The sequence below is a fragment of the Enterococcus sp. S53 genome (assembly GCF_016516865.1).
Lineage (GTDB): Bacteria > Bacillota > Bacilli > Lactobacillales > Enterococcaceae > Enterococcus_D > Enterococcus_D innesii.
In genome coordinates this window covers 156,316-174,932 of the sequence record NZ_JACVUH010000005.1, presented here as the reverse complement: position 1 = coordinate 174,932, position 18,617 = coordinate 156,316, and the positions used below count along the sequence as shown (strand labels likewise).

Below are 18,617 nucleotides of genomic sequence, written 5' to 3'. Positions count from 1 at the left end.
GATGATTTTAAGGAGGACTATCTAAGTGAAGGTAACGAATATCAGCGCAAGTCAGTTTCAAGAAATGGTGCAGGCAGGCGCGGCTCGTCTACAAGTTAATGCAGAGTTTGTCAACTCATTGAATGTGTTTCCTGTTCCAGATGGAGATACCGGGACAAACATGAATCTATCCATGACCAGTGGAGCAAAAGCGGTCGCAGATGCGACTTCAGAAAACGTCGGCGATCTTGCCGCTACACTTTCAAAAGGACTATTGATGGGCGCACGTGGGAATTCCGGCGTCATTTTGTCTCAATTATTCCGCGGTTTTTCTAAAGCAATCCCAACCGTAGAAACACTCACTGCACCAGAATTGGCTCAAGCCTTTACTCATGGAGTAGAAACCGCCTATAAAGCAGTCATGAAGCCTGTGGAAGGAACCATCCTGACTGTGGCACGCATCGCCGCTGAATATGGCGAGAAGAAAGCCCAAACCACTGATGATTGTATCGAAGTCATGAAAGCAGTGGTTCATGGCGCAAAACGGTCATTGGCGAAAACCCCTGATCTATTACCGGTATTAAAAGAAGTCGGTGTGGTAGATAGTGGCGGTCAAGGCCTGTTGTTTATCTATGAAGGTTTCTTAAATGCATTGACCGGGGAATACCCAGCCGATGAAATTTTTGAACCATCTCCAGCTGCAATGGATGAAATGGTCAATGCGGAACATCATCGCAGTGTCCAAGGGCAATTAGCGACTGAAGACATCACTTTTGGTTATTGTACAGAAATCATGGTGAAAATTGGTGAAGGTCCGACCGTTGATAGTGAATTCGATTATGAAACATTCCGTAATTACTTAAACGAGTTGGGAGATTCCTTATTAGTGGTCAACGACGATGAGATCATCAAAGTCCATGTTCACACGGAACATCCCGGCGAAGTCATGAATTATGGGCAAAAATTCGGTTCATTGGTGAAGATCAAAGTCGACAACATGCGCCTTCAGCATGAAACGATCTTGGAACACGATCAGCAAGAAGCAAAACCAGCACCAGTAAAACGTCCGCGGACACCATTTGCGATCATTGCGATCGCGGCGGGGGAAGGCTTGAAAGAATTGTTTACTAGCCTAGGGGCTTCTTATGTCATCAGTGGTGGCCAAACGATGAACCCAAGTACAGAAGACATTTTGGTGGCCATCAATGAAGTCAATGCTGATCAAGTGATCGTCTTACCGAACAACAAAAATATCTTTATGGCTGCGCAGCAAGCAGCGGAAGTTTCTGAGATTCCAGTAGCGGTTGTTGAAACACGGACGATCTCTCAAGGGATGACGGCGATGCTGGCATTCCACGAGCAGTCCACGCTAGCTGAAAATCAGCAAGCCATGACCGATGTCTTAGCAAGTGTTGTCAGCGGATCAGTGACTCATGCGATCCGTAATACATCAATCGATGGCATCGAAATCACAGAAGGCGACTTCTTAGGAATGGTCGACGGCAAAATCGTTGTTTCTGTTCCTGATCGTTTCTCTGCTTCTATGACTAGCTTAGAAAAAATGATCACAGAAGATACTGAGATCGTCACCATCATTATCGGTGAAGAAGGCAAAGCCAAAGAAGCAGCCAAAATCGAAGAAGCGATCGTTGAACTGCATCCTGAGATCGAAGTAGAGATCCATCAAGGAGATCAGCCGGTTTATCCGTATCTTTTCTCAGCAGAATAAACAAATTAGGCGGCGGGGGCAAAAATCGTAGATGATTTTTGGCTCCGTCTTTTTCTATAAACGCAGGAACCCCTGCCATGAATCAAAATCACTTTTGGAAAAGGAGGGTACCTATGCTAAATCAGCCACTTACGGTATTAAAGGGTGTCGGAGAAAAACGCGCCCAAGACTTGGCGAGTTTAGGAATCGAAACTATTGAAGACCTGCTGAAGTATTATCCGTTTCGTTATGAAGACATTCAAGAACGGCAATTAGCGGAGATTCAAGACCAAGAAAAAGTAACGATCAAGGGGATCGTCGTTTCCCCACCGGTCGTCAATCGCTTTGGCTACAAGAAAAGTCGGTTGCAATTTCGCATGATGCAAGACCACGATGTCTTTAATGTCTCCTTTTTCAATCAGCCTTATTTGAAGGACAAAGTAGAGGTCTCAGAAGAGATCGCCGTCTATGGCAAATGGGACGCCAAACGCAAAGGTCTGACGGGGATGAAAATTCTTGGCAGCAAAAGTGGCGAGGACTTTGCCCCCATTTATCATGTCAATAAAGCCGTGCGTCAAAGTGTGTTGATCGAACTGATCAAACAGGCATTTCTTGATTTTGGTGACCAGATCACAGAGATCTTGCCTTTGTCATTGATCGAAAAATATCGCTTGTTGGATCGGAAATCCGCGATGTTTGCGATGCACTTTCCCAAAGATCCCCAAGAGAGCCATCAAGCGAAGCGGCGGGTGATTTTTGAAGAGTTCTTTTTGTTCCAAATGCAGATCCAAGGACTGAAGAAAAGTGAAAAAGCCGAGAAAAACGGCTTGGCGATCGATTACGATGTGCAACGCTTGAAAGAATTTACTCGTAAACTGCCCTTTGAATTGACGAATGCGCAAAAGCGCGTGACCAATGAAATCTGCCATGACCTGAAAAGTCCGCAGCACATGCAGCGGCTCTTGCAAGGAGACGTAGGAAGTGGGAAAACAGTTGTGGCGGCGATCGCCCTCTATGCTACGATGACGGCTGGCTTTCAGGGGGCGCTGATGGTGCCGACTGAGATTTTGGCCCAACAGCACCTAGAGAGCTTAAATCAACTCTTTGACCCCTTAGAAGTGACCACCGCTCTTTTGACAGGCTCGACCAAACCCAAAGAACGGCGGGTCATCTTAGAACAATTAGCAGCTGGGGAGATCGACATCATCGTTGGGACCCATGCGCTGATCCAAGAAGGGGTAGACTTTGCACATCTTGGCTTAGTCATCACCGATGAACAACACCGTTTTGGGGTCAATCAGCGAAAAGTCTTAAGGGAAAAAGGCTATCTTCCTGATGTACTCTTTATGACCGCCACGCCGATCCCTCGTACGCTAGCGATCACGGCTTATGGCGAAATGGATGTTTCGGTGATCGATGAGATGCCGGCAGGACGGATTCCTGTAGAGACGCGCTGGGTCCGACCGCCGCAGTTTGAATCGATCTTAGAGTGGGCGCAAAAAGAATTGGCCCAAGGGCACCAGATGTATGTCATCTGTCCTTTGATCGAAGAATCCGAAATGCTGGATGTCAAGAATGCCACGGAGATTTATGAGCAGCTGCAAAGTTATTTTTCCCCAACCTATCAAGTAGGGATGCTGCACGGGAAAATGAAGAATCAAGAAAAAGACACTATTATGGAAGCCTTCAAAGAAAATCAACTGCAGATCTTGGTTTCCACGACAGTCATCGAAGTAGGGGTCAATGTCCCTAATGCGACAGTGATGTTGATCATTGACGCTGATCGCTTCGGGTTAGCCCAGCTCCACCAATTACGTGGACGGGTAGGACGCGGCGCCGATGCTTCTTACTGTATATTGATCGCAAACCCGAAAAATGAGACGGGGGTCGAACGAATGAAGATCATGACAGAAACCACCAATGGCTTTATAGTCAGCGAAAAAGACTTGCAGTTGCGGGGGCCAGGAGAAGTCTTCGGCAATCGACAATCGGGCTTGCCAGAGTTTGCGGCTGCCGATTTAGTCGCGGATGCCCACATTCTAGAAGTGGCTCAAGTTGAGGCAACCCAGCTTTGGCAAAAAAATGGCTGGCAGCTATTGCCGGAATTTTCGGCATTGGCGAACTATTTAGCAGCAAAAAAAGCAGACAAACAATTTTTTGATTAAAGAATATGCTATACTGATTGGGAAAATGAAGGGAGTGGCAGCGAGATGCGGATTGCTGTTGATGCAATGGGCGGAGACAACGCCCCAAAAGCGATCGTAGAAGGGGTCATGCTGGCGAAAAAAGATTTTCCAGAGATTGAATTCCTCCTTTACGGAAAAGAAAATGAAATCAAAAAATACATGACGGATGATAAAAATGTCACTATTATCCACACAGATGAAAAAATCAATAGTGATGATGAACCTGTTAAAGCAATCAGACGAAAAAAAACGGCCTCAATGGTCTTAGCGGCACAAGCAGTGAAAAATGGCGAAGCAGATGCGATTTTTTCAGCCGGAAATACCGGTGCTTTATTAGCGGCCGGGTTGTTCATCGTTGGTCGGATCAAAGGGATCGACCGTCCCGGATTGATGTCCACAATGCCAGTGATCGGCAAAGATGCTGGCTTTGATATGCTGGATCTAGGCGCTAATGCCGACAATAAACCAGAACATTTGGCAAACTATGCCGTCTTAGGGTCCTTTTATGCCCAAAAAGTTCGCGGGATCAATCGACCACGGGTCGGCTTGTTAAATAACGGAACGGAAGAAACCAAAGGCAGCGAATTGACGAAAAAAGCCTTTGAACTGCTTTCGCAAGACCCTACGATCCATTTTATCGGCAATGTCGAGGCTCGGGAATTATTGGATGGTGCAGCTGACGTCGTCGTGACAGATGGCTTTACTGGAAATGCTGTTTTGAAATCGATCGAAGGAACTGCCTTGAACTTAATGGCGTTGTTGAAGCAATCGATTCTCGATTCAGGTACCAAAGGGAAATTAGGGGCGTTGTTACTGAAGGATGCGTTGCGAAAAGTAAAAAATGAGATGGATTATGCGAAACATGGCGGGGCCGTATTGTTTGGTTTGAAAGCACCAGTCATCAAAACCCATGGGGCGACAGGACCAGAAGCGGTAGCGTACACCATCAAGCAGATCCATACGATGCTAGCAACAGATGTTGTGGCCCAATTAGTCGCCCACTTTGAAGAAATGCCGACTGCAAAAGACGAAACGCAATCATAATGCAATCATTGTAATGAAATTGCAAAAATATCTAGACAAAAAGCATAGAAAGCAGTACAATGTTTGTTAGCCATTCTATGTTTTGTGCAAACGCGTGGAGGTGAAGCCAGTTGACACGAGATGAAGTATTCAAGAAAGTTGCGGTCGTGATCGCCAATCATTTTGAAATTGACGCAGAGAACGTAACGGATACGATGAGCATTAAAGACGACTTGAACGCTGATTCGATCAGTGTGATGGAATTCGTCCTTGAACTAGAAGATGAATTTGGTACCGAGATTTCTGATGAAGATGCCGAGCAGATCGAAACAGTCGGTGGAGCGGTTGATTATATTTCAAGCCATCTTGCTTAAGACAGACATAAGAGCTAAGTCCTAGATGACTTAGCTCTTTCTTTCTCATAATTGATCCGCCGTGATTTGGGCGGCTTTTCTTTAAAATCAAAATCTAAAAAACGATGGTTAAACCTGACATAACGGCGTTGGAAGCGTAATGTAAATTTTCTGAAAATTCAGTGTTTTAAGTTTTCTGGGACTTGCATTATTGTTAGCATTTCTATATAATTATTAAGAATATATTATACAATGTTAAGAAAGCTTTTGGAAATGAAATGCATGTTCCTTCTTTTTTTACATTAAAACGCAAGACATCTTAGAAAGTAGAGAGGGGTATTCGATTGTCCAGAGATAATCAATTACTAGATGTTCAAAACCTTCACACAGGTTTTCGTATCAAAGACGATTACTATGACGCAGTAGATGGTATTTCTTTTACACTGGATCGTAATGAGATCTTAGCAATCGTAGGAGAATCTGGTTGCGGAAAAAGTACGTTAGCTACAACGATCATGGGGCTACATGACCCAAACAACACGAAAATCACTGGAGAAATCTTATATAAAGATTTAAACTTGTCAAACTTAAACGAAACGTTATACAACAAAATTCGCGGAAATGATATTGGGATGATTTTCCAAGATCCGTTGTCTGCACTGAATCCGTTGATGCGGATCGAAGACCAAATCAAAGAAGGCTTGTCTTATCATACAGATATGAATGCCGAACAGCGCCAAGCACGGGCATTAGAATTATTAGAACAAGTTGGGATCCCGAATCCACCGCGAGTAGGACGTCAATACCCTCATGAATTGTCAGGTGGGATGCGTCAGCGGGTCATCATTGCGATCGCGATTGCTTGTAAACCACCAATCATTATTGCCGATGAACCAACGACCGCGTTGGACGTGACGATCCAAGCACAGATCCTTGATCTACTAAAAGATTTGCAAGAAGAAACGCAAACGGGGATCATTTTGATCACCCACGATTTAGGTGTCGTAGCAGAGATGGCCGACCGAGTAGCCGTAATGTACGGGGGACAGTTTGTGGAAGTCGCAACAGCCGAAGAGTTGTTTGCCAATCCGAAACATCCATACACCCGCTCACTGCTTAACTCGATCCCTCAAGAAAACTCACAAGACAGTGAACTGCATGTGATCGAGGGCGTGGTTCCTTCCTTGAAAAATATGCCTCGGACCGGTTGTCGGTTTGCCGCACGGATTCCTTGGATCCCTGAAAGCGACCACGAAGCAAACCCAGTCTTGCATGAAGTAGCACCTGATCATTTGGTCCGTTGCACATGCTACAAGCATTTTCATTTTAGAGACGAAGAAGGAGAAGTGTAGATGACAGAATTAATTACAATCAAAGATCTGAAAGTCCACTATCCTATTCGCAGCGGATTCTTCAACCGCGTCACGGACCATGTGTATGCCGTTGACGGTGTGGACTTCATCATAGAAAAAGGAAAAACCTACGGATTGGTTGGTGAGTCTGGTTCTGGTAAATCCACGACGGGAAAAGCCATCGTTGGGTTAGAAAAAATCACTAGCGGTGAAATCATTTATGATGGGCAAGACGTGACCAAACGTTCCGTCCGCAAAAAAATGAACTACAACAAAGATGTCCAAATGATTTTCCAAGATTCAATGTCTAGCTTGAATCCTAAAAAACGCGTGGTAGACATTATCGCCGAACCATTGCGCAACTTTGAACGCTTAAGCGATCAAGAAGAGAAAACACGTGTGAAAAGTTTGTTGGATATCGTTGGGATGCCAGAAGATGCCCTATACAAATATCCTCACGAGTTCTCTGGTGGCCAACGTCAGCGGTTAGGGGTTGCCCGCGCGGTAGCATCCAATCCAAAACTGATCGTCGCCGATGAGCCGGTTTCAGCCCTTGACTTATCCGTTCAAGCGCAGGTACTGAACTTTATGAAACGGATCCAGCAAGAATTTGGCTTAAGTTTCTTATTTATCTCTCATGACTTAGGGGTCGTAAAACACATGTGCGACAATATCGCCATCATGTACAAAGGCCGCTTCGTTGAGATCGGGACACGGGAAGACATCTACCAAGACCCGCGTCACATCTATACAAAACGTTTATTATCAGCGATTCCTCAAATCGACGTAAAAAATCGCGATGCTCACAAAGAAAACCGCCGCAAGGTCGAGTTGGAATATGTGACCCATCAAAAAGATTACTACGACGAATCTGGCAGAGTGTATGACTTGCGTAAAATCACCGAGTCGCACCAAGTCGCATTGAAAAACGGGGGTGCTGAATAATGTGGAAAACAATTCTACGTCGTTTGTTGTTGATGATCCCGCAAGTCATTATTTTGAGTATCTTGATTTTCTTGATCGCACAAGCAATGCCTGGGGATCCATTTACTGGTTTGATCAATCCAAACCAAGATCCAGCTGTTATTGAGCGGATGCGTGAAGCCGCTGGTTTGAATGACCCATGGTATACCCAGTATTTCCGTTGGATCGGAAATGCCTTAAAAGGGGACTTTGGACAAAGCTTTATCTATAAATTGCCTGTTTCAACATTATTAGCAGGACGTATCAGCAATACATTGTGGTTATCTTTATTGACGGTCATTTTGACTTACGTGATTGCCATTCCTTTAGGGATGTGGGCAGGACGTTACCAAAATTCATTGCTTGATAAAGTCGTCGTTGTTTACAACTTCTTCAGTTTCGCCGTACCGTTGTTTATCTTTGCGTTGATCGCATTGTTCATCTTCGGTTACCGATTGGCTTGGTTCCCAACGGGTGGTTCCGTTGCACCGGGGGTCAGCGGCATGGCTGAGTTTTGGAGTCGTTTGTATCACCTACTATTACCGGCAATCACTTCTGCATTATTAGGAACAGCAGTGACGATCCAATACTTGCGAAGTGAAGTCATTGATTCGAAATCATTGGATTTCGTTCGTACCGCTCGTTCAAAAGGGGTACCAACGAATAAAGTCTTCTCACGTCACGTTTTCCGGAATGCATCGTTGCCGATCGCATCACAAATGGGCTATGAGATCACGTCATTGATCGCAGGTTCTGTGGTCATTGAGAAAATCTTCGCCTACCCAGGTGTCGGAAAACTGTTTATCGATAGTATCGTCCAACGGGACTATGCCGTGATCACTTCACTAACATTGATCTTAGGACTAGCGACCTTGATCGGTACACTACTGTCAGATATCATCATGAGTATTGTCGATCCAAGAATCAGAATCCAGTAATAGGAGGGGATAAATGTGTCTGAAAAGAAAGAAAAAGTACTAAAACAAGAGAGCATCCCGCCTATGGGATTGAAAATGATTTTTCGCGAATTCTTAAAAGATAAAATGGCGATCTTTTCATTAGTTTTGTTAGTCGCAGTTTTATTATTCGTGTTTATCGGCTCGGCAGTTATCGATCAATCACAAGTGATGCGTGTCAGCATCCTTGATAAATACGCTGTACCTGGCGCGATTTCGCCAAACGGCGGCACCTACCTTTTAGGGGCGGATGAAGGTGGCCGTGATGTTTGGGGACAATTGATCATCGGTGCGCGTAACTCAATCTTGATTGGTTTTTCAATCACGATCATTACGTCGATCGTTGGGGTCGGACTAGGGATCATCTCAGGTTACTACGGCGGCATCATTGATAATATTTTGATGCGTATCGTTGACTTCGTTATGATTTTACCGATCATGCTGATCATTATCGTTATCGTATCGATCGTACCTCGTTATAACGTTTGGACCTTTATATGGGTCATGAGTGCCTTTTACTGGGTCGGAAAAGCAAGGCTCTTCCGAAGTAAGACCCTTTCAGAAGGCCGTCGCGACTATGTTAGTGCATCGAAAACTCTCGGAACCAATGACTTTGTCATCATGTTCCGCGAAATCATGCCGAACCTTAGCTCATTGATCATCACCAACTTAACAATGAACTTTGCAGCGAATATCGGTATTGAAACGACACTAACATTCTTAGGTTTTGGTCTGCCGACCAATGTTCCAAGTTTGGGGACACTGATCGGGTATGCCAGCAGCGGTGATGTGCTGGTCAACAGACAGTGGATCTGGTTACCCGCATCAATTCTAATTTTAGTCTTGATGTTGAGTATCAATTACGTTGGTCAAGCATTTAAGCGTTCAGCGGATGCGCGCCAACGACTAGGATAAACAAGGAGGATACAGGATGAAGAAAAATATTTTTGGTATGGTCACTCTTTTGTCAGTGTTAGCATTGGCAGCGTGTGGCAGCAACGGCGGCGGAACCGATTCTTCTGGTGGCGGCAATGCAGCGACAGAAACAGAAGATATCAGCACAATGCCAATCGAAGTCAAGAATGACGAGGATGCAATCGAAGGTGGTACGTTGGATGTTGCAGTAGTGATGGATACGCAGTTCCAAGGGTTATTCGTACCGGAGTTTTATCAAGACAGTTATGACAGTTATTTCATGGAACCAAGTAATGAAACTTTGTTCTTATACGATTCTGACTTCAAAATCGTTGACGGTGGTGCAGCAAATCTTGAGTTAGATGAAGACAACAACACAGCAACGATCACATTACGTGATAACTTGAAATGGTCAGATGGCGAAGATGTTACCGCTGATGACGTGATCTTCTCTTATGAAGTAATCGGTCATAAAGATTATACAGGTATCCGCTATGACAACAACTTTACCAATATCGTTGGTATGGAAGATTACCATGATGGCAAAGCTGATACAATTTCTGGTATCACCAAAGAAAGTGACAAAGTCGTTAAAATCCAATACAAAGAAGTTCACCCAGGTATGTTGCAAGCTGGTGGTGGAGTGTATGAATCTGCTTTACCAAAACATGCCTTTGAAGGTATCGAAGTCAAAGATATGGAATCAAGCGATCCAGTTCGTAAAAATCCAATCGTCTTTGGTCCTTATGTGATGTCAAATATCGTTGCGGGAGAGTCTGTTGAATACGTACCGAATGAGTACTACTACGGCGGCGCACCTAAAATGGATAAATTATCATTTAAAGCTGTTCCTTCAGCATCAATCGTAGAAGGATTGAATGCAAAACAATATGACGTTGTTTATTCAATGCCGACAGATACGTACCCAACTTACAAAGATGTAGATGGTTACCAAATCTTAGGTCGTCCTGAACAAGCATACACTTACCTAGGCTTTAAATTAGGTACTTGGAATGAAGAAGAAGGAAAAGTCAACTACAATCCTGAGTCTAAAATGGCGGATAAAGCATTGCGTCAAGCAATGGGCTACGCAATCGATAACGATGCAGTCGGAAGTCGTTTCTACAATGGCTTGCGTTCAAATGCTACGACGTTGATTCCACCAGTATTCGGTACATTGCACAATACGGAAGTAGAAGGCTACACATTGAACATCGACAAAGCAAATCAATTACTTGATGATGCTGGCTACAAAGATGTCGATGGCGATGGCATGCGTGAAGACAAAAATGGTGAGAAATTGACCATCAACTTTGCTTCAATGTCAGGTGGCGAAACAGCACAACCATTGTCTGATTACTATATCCAACAATGGAATGAAATCGGCCTTGATGTACAATACACTACAGGTCGTTTGATCGACTTCCAAGCATTCTATGACAAGTTGAAAAATGATGATCCTGAGATCGATGTCTTCCAAGCAGCATGGGGAACTGGTTCAGATCCTTCTCCAAGTGGACTTTACGGGCCGAATGCAGCATTCAACTACACTCGTTTTGAATCTGAAGAAAATACAAAACTTCTAGATGCAATCGACTCAAAAGATTCATTTGATGATGCAAAACGTAAAGAAGCATTTGATGCTTGGCAAGAGTATGCAGCAGACGAAGCGTTTGTTATTCCTACTCTTTACAGAAACCAAGTAATGCCTGTTTCAAACCGTGTCAAAGACTTCTCATGGGCTTATGACATTGACCACAACAGATGGGCAACAGTTTCAGTTACAGCTGAATCTCGTTAATCAATGATCGGTGAAAAGACGTCCTTTCTGGGACGTCTTTTTTTTCTGTTTTTTTTGCGGGTATCTGAGGAAAACAGGCTTTTTTATACAGGAGAAGATTAAGTAGATAAATTTTTATTACAGTCTTTCCAAGAATTTGGAGGAAACATTTCATAATTCGGCAAAAACCAGTATAATAGGGAAGTGTCGATAAACTAATGAAGGAATGTGACAAATGAATACACAATTAACGAAAGAACTAAAAGAAAAGTTTGATATTGTGTTCCATGATGTAGATCTGCTTGAACAAGCGTTTACGCATTCATCTTATGTGAATGAGCACCGCAACTTGCACTTGTCAGATAACGAACGTTTAGAGTTTTTGGGCGATGCTGTCTTAGAGTTGATCGTTTCACGGTATTTGTATCGTGAATTGCCAGATCTGCCCGAAGGTAAGCTGACGAAGCTACGGGCGGCAATCGTTCGCGAAGACAGTTTATCCATGTTTGCCAAAGATTGCCGATTCGATGAATACATTCGTCTAGGCAAAGGGGAAGAAAACTCTGGCGGTCGTAAACGACCTTCTTTGCTTTGTGATCTATTTGAAGCCTTTTTAGGTGCGTTATACTTGGATCAAGGACTGGAAAGTGTCAGCGGCTTTTTGACGAAAGTTGTTTTTCCAAAAGTAAAAGCAGGTGCTTTTTCCCATGAGATGGATCACAAGACCCGCTTGCAAGAAGTCTTGCAGCGTGGCGGCGATGTTTCCATCAATTATCGTTTGATCAAAGAAGCAGGCCCCGCCCATGAACGGATTTTTTGGACGGAAGTCTATTGCGATGATACCTTGATCGGAAAAGGACAAGGAAAATCGAAGAAATTATCAGAACAGGACGCCGCGGCGAATGCCTTGGCAGATCTTGAACAGTAAGAGAGGACTGGCGGAGTGTATTTAAAACGAATAGAGATTGCCGGCTTTAAATCCTTTGCCGACCGCACAGTCATTGATTTCGAACATCGTGTGACTGCAGTCGTCGGACCAAATGGCAGCGGCAAGAGCAATATTACCGAAGCGATTCGTTGGGTTTTAGGAGAACAATCTGCCAAAAATCTACGTGGTGGCAAAATGCCTGATGTTATTTTTGCAGGTTCTGACACCCGCAGAGCGCTAAATATAGCGGAAGTGACGATCGTTTTAGACAATAGCGATCATTATTTACCGATGGATTACAGTGAGATCAGCGTGACTCGCCGCTTGAGAAGAACCGGCGAAAGCGACTTTTTCTTAAATAAACAAGCTTGCCGCTTAAAGGATATCCAAGAGTTATTTATGGACTCTGGGTTGGGGAAAGAATCATTTTCGATCATTTCCCAAGGCAAGGTAGAAGCAATTTTCAGCAGCAAACCAGAAGATCGTCGTGGGATTTTTGAAGAAGCGGCGGGGGTATTGAAATACAAACAGCGGAAAAAGAAAGCTGAGCAAAAGTTGTTTGAAACGGAAGACAATTTAAGCCGTCTACAAGATATCATTTATGAACTAGAAGATCAGTTGGTGCCTTTGGCAGCCCAAAGTGAAGCAGCCAACCGTTTTTTAGCGTTAAAAGAAAAATTGACGACGGTTGATGTGGCCTATGCAGTCTTAGAGATCACGAAAGCAAAAGAAGCGTGGGAGACAGCCAAAGCTCAACTGAGTACCTTTAACCAAGAACTGGCGCAGATTTCCGAAAAGATCAACCAAGGGGAACTGTCGCTACATTCTTTGCGGCAACAACGGACCGCCTTTGATGAAACGTTGGAGCGTTTGAATCAGCAGCTTTTAGAGGTCACTGAAGGACTGAAGCAAGCTGAAGGACAAAAAGAAGTCTTGGATGAGCGATCAAAACATACGCAAAAAAGTTCTGCGGAATACCAAGAAACCTTAGAGGAAGTCACGGAACGGGTCACACTTTTAAATGAAGAAAAAGCAGAACTGATCGGCTTGCTTTCACAAAAGAATCGTAGTGTGCAGGAAGTTGAAGCAGCGATGCTGGCGTGTCAGCAAGAGCAGGAAAAGTACCAACGTTCAGCAAAAGAAATCATTGAAGAGTTGCGTAGCCAATATGTCGAAGCCATGCAGGAGCAGGCAACGATCGGAAACGAATTGAAATACTTGGAGCGTCAATACCAACAAGAAGCCGCGAAAAATCAAACAGCGTTAAGCAAGCAGACGCAAATGAATACGTCGTTGAAAGAAAAGACGACGGAAGCGCAAATCGTGGAAGAACAACTGACGCAGGCTAAGGCGATTTTAGAAGAACAACGCAAGCAATACATCCATCTTCAAGAAAAAGCTCAGACCAACAAAAAACGCTTTGATGAAGAACAAAAGAAAATGTATCAGTTAATGAGTCAAGTGCAGCAGGTACGAGCGAAACAGCGCAGTCTGCAAGACATTCAAGAAAATTATAGCGGCTTTTATCAAGGCGTTCGCTTGATTTTGAAAAACAAACAGCAAATCAGCGGCATCGTTGGCGCAGTAGCGGAGTTGATCGATGTGCCACAAGACTATACCGTGGCGATCGAGACCGCATTAGGCGCCGCTGCACAGCATGTTGTCGTTGAAAATGAACGGGATGCACGGGCAGCCATCACGTATTTGAAAGAAAATCGCGGCGGTCGTGCGACTTTCTTGCCGTTGACGACTATCAAAGCCCGACATTTGCCAGATTATGCCCGCAATCAAGCCAAGCAAGTGTCTGGCTTTATCGGCGTTGCCAGCGAATTGGTCCAGTCGCCGGAACACGTCCAAACCATTACGGATAACTTGTTAGGCAGTATCTTGATTGCCGAAGACTTGCAAAGTGCTAATGCGTTAGCACGAGCAATGAACTATAGCTATCGGGTCGTTTCTTTAGAAGGGGATGTCATGAATGCTGGTGGTTCCATGACGGGTGGCGCAACGAAGAAAAATGCCGGTAGTTTGTTTAGCCAAAGCAATGAGCTGCAACAATTGACGGCACAAGCGGTGCAACTGGATGAGCGGCTTTTAAAAACGGAAAAGCAAGTCCAGCATTTTGAAGCAGCGACCAAAGAAGCACAAGCAGCACTAGAAGAATTGCGGACCCAAGGCGAACAGGCTCGCATGACGGAGCATGAGCTGCAAAGCCGCTTACAAAATCTTGAGAATGACCTGAGCCGCTTGAAGCAAGAGCAGCAAGTGTTTGATTTTGAACATCGCGAAGTGCAAGCCTTCTTTGAAGAGTACGATGAGAAGAAGACGAGTTTGGAAGAACAGCAAAAGAATATTGCGGCGCAATTGGCGAAAATCGATCAAGATATTCATCAAATGAATGCCGAAGAAGACTTGATCGAGGAAAAACGCCAAACCTTAGCACAAGAAAGTGCGCGCTTGCAGGCAGCTTTCGCCGTTCAAAAAGAACAAGTGGCGCATTTGCAGCAAAAAATTGCCGCTACGAATCAAGCATTGGAAGAAAACGAAGCGCGTCAACACTCCTTAGAACGGCAGTTAGCTGCCTTGACAAGCAACGTCAGCGATCATGAGTTTTCAGAAGAAAGCATTCTTCAGCGAATTGAGGCCTTCACAACCACCAAGCAGCAGGTAACAGCGGAATTGACGGTGATTCGGGAACAACGTCAAGTCGTTCAACAAGAAATCGGCGCATTAGACGAAGCCCTGAGTGCTGAAAACTTAACGCAAAAAGAAAAGCTGTCAGAAAAAACCGAAGTTGAGATCGAAAAAAATCGCGCAGAATTGGTGATGGATAATCGTTTGTTGTATTTACAAGAAGAATACAATCTCACCTTTGAAAAGGCAGCACAAGATTTCCCTGAAATCGAGGATGCAGAACAAGCCAAAGTCGACATTCAGGAACTAAAACATGCGATCGAGCAAATTGGTCCAGTCAATTTAAATGCGATCGAACAATATGAACAAGTCAATCAACGGCATTTGTTCTTAACGAGTCAGCGAGATGATCTGCTGTCGGCTAAAGCACAGCTGTTTGATACGATGTCTGAAATGGATGAAGAAGTCAAAACCCGTTTTGGCGAAGTCTTCGATGCGATCCGTCTGCAATTCAAACAAGTATTTCCTAATATGTTTGGCGGCGGTCATGCGGAATTAGTCTTAACAGATCCGAAAGATTTATTGAACACTGGGATCGAGATCGAAGCCCAACCGCCGGGCAAGAAATTGCAAAACCTCAGCTTGCTATCAGGGGGCGAGCGGGCGCTGACTGCGATTGCGTTATTGTTTTCCATTATTCAAGTTCGTCCAGTACCGTTTTGTGTGCTTGACGAAGTGGAAGCAGCATTGGATGAAGCCAATGTCTCTCGTTTCGGTCATTACTTGAGTGCTTTCCAAAATGATACGCAGTTTATCGTCGTAACTCACCGCAAAGGAACGATGGAGGCAGCAGATGTGTTGTATGGTGTGACCATGCAAGAATCTGGAGTGTCGAAGACCGTGTCCGTACGCTTAGAAGAAGTGCGTGAAGGCGGTAGTTTTGCAGCAGATCAAGCATAGAGGAGGAATGATATGATTAAACTGATTGCGATCGATTTAGACGGAACGTTATTGAATGACAAAAAAGAAGTGACTCCTCGCAACAAAGAGGTACTTGCTCGTGCCAAAGCACAAGGCGTAAAAATTGTCATTTGTACTGGACGTCCATTGCGGGCGATCCGTCCCTATTTAGAAGAATTATCGCTGAAAGAACCCGGCGACTATAGCATCACCTTTAACGGCGGTTTGGTTCAAAAAAATGAGACTGGCGAGATCATTGAAAAAGCAGCGATGCAGCTGGCAGATATCCATGAATTGGTTTCAGTGGCGGAAGACTTGAATTTGCCTCTAGACGTGGTATCAGAAGAGATCGTCTTGAGTTTACCGACTTCAGCAGCGCATCCATCGATTTATGGCTCGTTGAACCCTTTGTTGGATTGTCGTCCTTTTGCCGTAGCTGATCTGGATGAATCGATGCTCTATAATAAAGCGGTGATCGCCTACCATCAGGAAGTCTTGGATCCTAAGATCCCTGAGATTTCCTCAGAGATCCGCGAGAAATATGAAATCATCAAAAGCCGGAATAACCTGTTAGAATTTATGCCTAAAGGAATCACCAAAGCCTATGGCATCAGCCTATTGGCGCAAGATTTAGGGATCAAGCAAGAAGAAGTGATGGCGATCGGTGATGAAGAAAATGACTTGCCAATGATTCGCTATGCAGGGATTGGCGTAGCGATGGCCAATGCCGTGCCAATCATTAAAGAAGCGGCTGACGTTGTCACCGTTTCAAACCAAGAAGACGGTGTGGCAGCAGTGATTGAAGAATATGTCTTAAAGGGAGGTGCGTAAGATGGGATTTTTTGACAAAATCAAAAAAGCGCTGATTGGAGAAACCAAAGAAGTAGAGCAAGAAGCCGACAAACCAGTCGTTGATGCTGATTCACCAGAGAATCAGCCTTCAGAAGAAAGCCAGCCAGCACAAACACCTGCTGAACGAGAAGCTTCAGAAGCAGTGGCACCTACAGATGCCGCCGACGCCAGTGATTTGAAGGCAGAGCAAGAAACTGCCGAAGCGTCCCCACAGCAAGAAGCAACGGTAGCGAATAAAGGAGAAGAAGCACCAAGTGTTCCAGTAGAAGTGACCGAGAACACACCATCAGAGGATGCACCAGCTTCTGAACCAATCCTTCAACCAGCGCCAGAGACGGAAAGTGTGCAGGACAAATACACCAAAGGATTGACGAAATCACGAAAAACCTTTGGGCAACGGATGAACGAGTTGTTCGCCAATTTCCGTACGGTGGACGAAGACTTCTTCGAAGAAGTGGAAGAAACGTTGATTGGTGCAGATGTTGGCTTTGATGCGGCGATGAAGATCGCGGATGCATTGAGACAAGAAGTCAAACTACGTAATGTAAAGAAAACAGCGGATGTCCAAAATGTCATCATCGAGAAATTAGTTGACCTATATGGGGAAGCGGGTGTCGGTGAAGTCAACGAATTGAATATGCAACCGGGGTTGACTGTCATTTTATTTGTTGGCGTGAATGGTGTTGGAAAAACCACCAGTATCGGGAAATTAGCCCACCAATTCAAAGCCGAAGGCAAGAAAGTCTTATTGGCTGCAGCGGATACTTTCCGTGCCGGTGCCATCGATCAATTAGTGGTCTGGGGTGAACGGGCTGGTGTTGAAGTCGTTCGTGGCAATGCCGGAGGCGATCCAGCAGCGGTCGTGTTTGATGCGATGGAGCGCGCAAAACGAGAAAATGCGGACGTTTTATTAGTAGATACAGCTGGTCGTTTGCAAAACAAAGTCAATTTGATGAACGAATTAGAAAAAATTAAACGGATCATTCAGCGAGTGGACCCAACGGCCCCTCATGAAGTCCTGCTTGTGTTGGATGCAACAACGGGTCAAAACGCCATGAATCAAGCAAAACAATTTAAAGAAACGACGGATGTTTCTGGTCTCGTCTTAACGAAACTTGATGGAACAGCCAAAGGGGGGATCGTCTTGGCGATCCGTAACGAGCTACGGCTGCCCGTCAAATTAGTGGGACTCGGAGAAGGCATCAATGATTTAGAGCCATTTGATCCAAATGAATTTGTTGTCGGCTTATTCAAAGGCTTGATCAAGGAATAAAAAAGAAGAGCCCTGTGTCAGGTAAAATACCTGCACATGGCTCTCCTTTATTGTTGCTTTTATTTCAAATGAAGGCAATAGCAAACGATTTGCCGTTCAGCTATTGCCGATCAATCTGGGGCGGAAAGGTTACAATGTTTAGCTAGGACAAATACGGATACAGCGATGTACGAATTTGCCTTAAAGTATAAAACGATTTTTTTTGAGTGGCTAACATTTTTCGTTCTTCTAAAGTCTGGGAAGTATCAGATAGAATAAAATGAAAAGCTCAGCTACAAAAAATTATTTTTTTAGCTCCCCTTGGCGCTCGATGATCATTTTTTCTAAGTTGTTCAACGTATCGATATCTTTATTGGTTTCGATAAAATTCGTAATCAAATTCAATAACGATTGATCAGACAACTCTGCTGCTAAGAAGTCTTCTTGGGTCACATTCGGAGAATACAACCGAGTCAAAACAGTACCGCTGTAGCCGATATCTGCTACTTTCAATAAGTCGTGGTTTTTTAGTTTACGTACGACTGCTTGAATGGTATTCTTGCTTAGATCTTGCTGTTGGACAGCAATGTCATTTGCAGAAAGAGGTTTGTCTGAATTCCAAAAGATATTCATGATTTGACGTTCACGTTTGGTAAGATTAAGTGGCTTCATTCACTATTCTTCCTTTCAAAAAAGAGTAATATGGACATAATATTTTACTGTTCTATAAGCAGTATACTTTATTTTGAAGGTAAATATCAAATTTATTCAAGTAT

At 44.3% G+C, this 18,617-nt stretch carries 14 protein-coding genes; 13 read left to right on the top strand and 1 reads right to left on the bottom strand.

The features are described 5' to 3' along the window. Window positions 1-25 precede the first annotated feature (25 nt). The 13 genes from IAE45_RS08960 to ftsY all read left to right on the top strand — a co-directional run bounded on the left by IAE45_RS08960 (window position 26) and on the right by ftsY (window position 17,862). On the top strand, window positions 26-1,708 hold the full coding sequence (locus IAE45_RS08960) for a DAK2 domain-containing protein (RefSeq protein WP_200125804.1): 1,683 nt from the start codon (window positions 26-28) through the stop codon (window positions 1,706-1,708). Window positions 1,709-1,821: 113 nt separating this feature from the next. Beyond that, the gene (gene recG, locus IAE45_RS08955) at window positions 1,822-3,852 is read left to right on the top strand and encodes an ATP-dependent DNA helicase RecG (RefSeq protein WP_200125806.1); all 2,031 of its coding nucleotides are present in this window, start codon (window positions 1,822-1,824) and stop codon (window positions 3,850-3,852) included. 45 nt (window positions 3,853-3,897) lie between these two features. Next, window positions 3,898-4,917 carry a phosphate acyltransferase PlsX gene (plsX, locus tag IAE45_RS08950; protein ID WP_077453897.1) on the top strand — a complete coding sequence of 340 codons (1,020 nt, stop codon included), beginning with the start codon at window positions 3,898-3,900 and terminating at the stop codon, window positions 4,915-4,917. Between the two features lie 110 nt (window positions 4,918-5,027). Continuing rightward, window positions 5,028-5,270 (top strand): acyl carrier protein, encoded by a 243-nt coding sequence (gene acpP, locus IAE45_RS08945; protein WP_005227129.1) that lies wholly within the window; start codon window positions 5,028-5,030, stop codon window positions 5,268-5,270. Between the two features lie 323 nt (window positions 5,271-5,593). Next, on the top strand, window positions 5,594-6,601 hold the full coding sequence (locus IAE45_RS08940; protein WP_060791587.1) for an ABC transporter ATP-binding protein: 1,008 nt from the start codon (window positions 5,594-5,596) through the stop codon (window positions 6,599-6,601). Further along, complete coding sequence (locus IAE45_RS08935; protein ID WP_077453896.1) at window positions 6,602-7,546, top strand: ABC transporter ATP-binding protein; 945 nt, start codon at window positions 6,602-6,604, stop codon at window positions 7,544-7,546. It begins immediately after the preceding gene. After that, window positions 7,546-8,502 (top strand): oligopeptide ABC transporter permease, encoded by a 957-nt coding sequence (opp4B, locus tag IAE45_RS08930; protein WP_086293775.1) that lies wholly within the window; start codon window positions 7,546-7,548, stop codon window positions 8,500-8,502. The genes IAE45_RS08935 and opp4B overlap by 1 nt, the downstream gene beginning before the upstream one ends. Before the next feature lie 63 nt (window positions 8,503-8,565). Then, complete coding sequence (locus IAE45_RS08925; RefSeq protein ID WP_153883525.1) at window positions 8,566-9,435, top strand: ABC transporter permease; 870 nt, start codon at window positions 8,566-8,568, stop codon at window positions 9,433-9,435. 16 nt (window positions 9,436-9,451) lie between these two features. Further along, entirely contained in the window at window positions 9,452-11,236 is a 1,785-nt protein-coding gene (locus tag IAE45_RS08920) for an oligopeptide ABC transporter substrate-binding protein (protein WP_200125808.1), read from the top strand. A 214-nt stretch (window positions 11,237-11,450) separates the two neighbouring features. After that, on the top strand, window positions 11,451-12,143 hold the full coding sequence (gene rnc, locus IAE45_RS08915) for a ribonuclease III (protein ID WP_005227136.1): 693 nt from the start codon (window positions 11,451-11,453) through the stop codon (window positions 12,141-12,143). A 15-nt stretch (window positions 12,144-12,158) separates the two neighbouring features. Further along, entirely contained in the window at window positions 12,159-15,737 is a 3,579-nt protein-coding gene (gene smc, locus IAE45_RS08910) for a chromosome segregation protein SMC (protein WP_200125810.1), read from the top strand. Between the two features lie 12 nt (window positions 15,738-15,749). Continuing rightward, complete coding sequence (locus tag IAE45_RS08905) at window positions 15,750-16,568, top strand: Cof-type HAD-IIB family hydrolase (protein WP_005227138.1); 819 nt, start codon at window positions 15,750-15,752, stop codon at window positions 16,566-16,568. Between the two features lies 1 nt (window position 16,569). Beyond that, window positions 16,570-17,862, top strand: coding sequence for a signal recognition particle-docking protein FtsY (gene ftsY, locus IAE45_RS08900; RefSeq protein ID WP_142962363.1), 1,293 nt, complete (start codon window positions 16,570-16,572; stop codon window positions 17,860-17,862). Window positions 17,863-18,144: 282 nt separating this feature from the next. Here ftsY and IAE45_RS08895 read toward each other — a convergent pair whose 3' ends face one another. Further along, window positions 18,145-18,513: a BlaI/MecI/CopY family transcriptional regulator gene (locus IAE45_RS08895; RefSeq protein WP_077453891.1), complete on the bottom strand. Its 369-nt coding sequence runs from the start codon at window positions 18,511-18,513 to the stop codon at window positions 18,145-18,147. Window positions 18,514-18,617: the final 104 nt, after the last annotated feature.